Origin of the sequence: Pseudomonas edaphica, from assembly GCF_005863185.1 — a bacterium.
Taxonomy (GTDB): domain Bacteria; phylum Pseudomonadota; class Gammaproteobacteria; order Pseudomonadales; family Pseudomonadaceae; genus Aquipseudomonas; species Aquipseudomonas edaphica.
The window spans coordinates 1-2,708 of record NZ_VBVZ01000745.1 but is presented as its reverse complement, the minus strand read 5'-3'; the positions used below and the strand labels follow the sequence as shown (position 1 = coordinate 2,708).

At 61.3% G+C, this 2,708-nt stretch carries 3 protein-coding genes; 1 reads left to right on the top strand and 2 read right to left on the bottom strand.

The window, feature by feature from the left end:
• Positions 1 to 103: 103 nt before the first annotated feature.
• Together FEM54_RS29880 and FEM54_RS29875 are read right to left on the bottom strand one after the other, a co-directional pair.
• Entirely contained in the window at positions 104 to 850 is a 747-nt protein-coding gene (locus FEM54_RS29880; protein WP_065912055.1) for a creatininase family protein, read from the bottom strand.
• A gap of 30 nt (positions 851 to 880) precedes the next feature.
• Positions 881 to 1,594, bottom strand: a complete 714-nt coding sequence (locus tag FEM54_RS29875) for a murein L,D-transpeptidase catalytic domain family protein (protein ID WP_138453996.1) — start codon at positions 1,592 to 1,594, stop codon at positions 881 to 883.
• A 41-nt stretch (positions 1,595 to 1,635) separates the two neighbouring features.
• Between FEM54_RS29875 and FEM54_RS29870 the strand changes: the two genes are divergently transcribed.
• Positions 1,636 to 2,708: L,D-transpeptidase scaffold domain-containing protein (locus tag FEM54_RS29870; RefSeq protein ID WP_138453995.1), on the top strand; the 1,073-nt coding region annotated here is incomplete at its 3' end.

Here is a 2,708-nt window from a genome sequence, read left to right as displayed (position 1 = left end):
CGATAGCAGAGTGTCAGTCACTAAACCTCTCGACTGATACACCGCCATCGCAGTGATGCGGCGACCCGACAAGCCAGCTCCCACATTTGGATTTATGGTGGGCCTAGGGTTTGGCTTCGTTGCTGAAGGCGTTCACGCTGTTGACCAACCCCTTGGCTGCCAACGCCACCAACTCACCGCCTTTTTCGACCGTCGCCAGCGCAGGATCAGAGCCCATGCGCCCGTCGGGGAAGCGTGCGCGAAAGTCCAGCGCTTCGCGGATCGGCCCGGTGTTGGCGATTTGTGGCGAATACTCAGCCGACTTGATCGACTCTGGGTACGCCCACTGCGTCACCGCAATCTCCGACGGCGTGGCATGGCTGCCGTGGCCCACCGGGAATTGGCGGTGAGCCAGTTCGTTGACGCCTTCCAGGTCCCACCAGTTCACCAGCTTGAGTGCAAACCCGGCCGGGCGGCGGGCGTAGCTGGCTTCGGCGTACAGCTCGGAAAAGGCCGCCTCGATGGTGGCGATATTGCCGCCGTGACCATTCAAGAACAGGATTTTCTCGAAACCATGCCCGGCCAATGAACGCACCCAATCGCCAATGGCAGCGATAAAGGTGGAAGGGCGCAGGGAAATGGTCCCGGGAAAACCCAGGTGGTGCTGGGCCATACCGATATTGAAGGTCGGGCCGATCAGGATGTCGGCGTTTTTCTGCGCCTCGTGGGCGATGATTTCCGGGCACATCCAGTCGGTGCCCAATAGGCCGGTGGGGCCATGCTGCTCGTTGGAGCCAATGGGAATAACCACCGTGCGGCTGCGTTCCAGAAACTGCCCGATTTCGATCCAGGTGGAGGTGTGTAGAAGCATGCGACGCTCTCTTTTATCTGTGGGGACAGGCTAACCACCACGGATTGTACGACTACTCACCACCTGTTGGGGTTTGCAGTTGAGATACGTCGAGGACTTCAGCCAGCGCTGGTCCGGGTACCAGGAGAACATGAACTGCCCATCCTTGAGTTTGTCTACCACCTGGCGCGCTACTTGCGGGCGCACGGCCGGGCAACCCTGGCTGCGGCCGATTCGGCCTTCGCGCTTGCTCCACGCCGGGTTGACGTAGTCGGCCGCATGAATCACCAGTGCGCGGTCGCGGGCCTGGTCATTGAAGCCCGGCTCCAGGCCGTCCATGCGCAACGAGTAGCCGTGGGTGCCCAAGTAACTCTCCTGGGTGCGGAACAAACCCAGGCTGGATTGGTGGCTGCCTTCCCGATTGGAGAATTGCGTGGCAAAGTTTTCCCCGGATTTGGCACCATGGGCCACCAGGTCGCGCAGTACCAGGGACCTCTTGCGTAGGTCGAAGATCCACAGCCGACGGGCGGTAGAGGGCTGGGAGTAGTCAATGACGGCCAGGCGATCCGAGCGTTCCTCGCCGTTATTGACCGCGCATTGCACCGCGCTCAGTGCGCTTTTCAGTACAGTGGGATTGAGTTCTGGAGCCGAGCGCGCCAGGCTGCTATACAAAGTAGGAGGGTTGGCAGTGGCGGCGAGCGTAACATTGCTCAGCGTAGCCAGGGTCATGGCGATCAAGCCGGCGCGGCATATTAAAGTCAGCATCTACAGTACATCCCCCCCGCTGTGGATTGGAGTTAAGTCAATTGTTCAAAAAACACGCATGTTACTTGAGCATTTGCCTGCTCGTTGCACCACTGGTCGCGACAGCTGATGAGCTGCCGGTGGACGCTGTGCCGGTGGTTTCGACCAGCCCGGTGCAGTTGGCCCTTTCTGAACTGCCCAGCGTTTGCCCCAACCTTGCCGCGCAGATAGACGCAACGACCCAAGCGCGCTTGCAGGCGTTCTACCAGCAACAGGGCAATGTGACGCTGTGGTCCGATGAGCGCCGCCACACTCTGCAATCTCAGTTGCTGATGCTGGCCGACGATGGCCTGGACCCCACCCACTATAGCCTGCCTACCGTGGATGCCACGGGTAACGTGCTGTGCAGCGATATCGGCAGCAGCCGGCAATACCTGCAAGCCCTGCAGGATTTGCATTACGGGCGCCTGCAACAGTCGCGTTTCGAGCCGCTGTGGCATTCCCAGCCACCCACCCTCGACCCCAATACCCAAGTGCTGGCTTTTGCCACCACCGGCCTGCAAGACATGGCGCAAGCCTTTGATCAGGCGCGCCCCAGTGCCGACCTGTACCGCAGCTTGCGCAATACCTACGCCACTGTGCGCCTGCAGCCGTTGCCCCATTGGGACCCGGTCGCCACCGGGCCGCTGCTCAAGCCAGGCATGGAGGACCCGCGCGTGCCCGATCTGGCGCGGCGCTTATATAGCGGTGGTTATCTCGCCAAGGCGCCGACGGGCAACAGCCGGCAGTACCGTGACGAGTTGGTCAAGGCGGTCAAGGCCTTCCAGCTCAGCCACTCGTTGCAGGCCGACGGTGTGATAGGCACGGGTACTGTGGCCGAACTCAATATCAGCCCGGCGATGCGCCGCGATCAGTTGCGCATCAACCTCGAACGTTTTCGTTGGCTGGCTCAGGACCTGGAACCCGAAGGTGTCGTGGTTAACGTCGCGGCTGCGCAATTGAGTGTTTACCAGAGCGGCATCCCGGTGTGGCAAACCCGCCTGCAAGTGGGGCGTGCCGAACGCCAGACGCCGCTGCTCAAGTCACGCATTACCCGGCTTACCCTCAACCCCACGTGGACCATCCCGCCGACGAT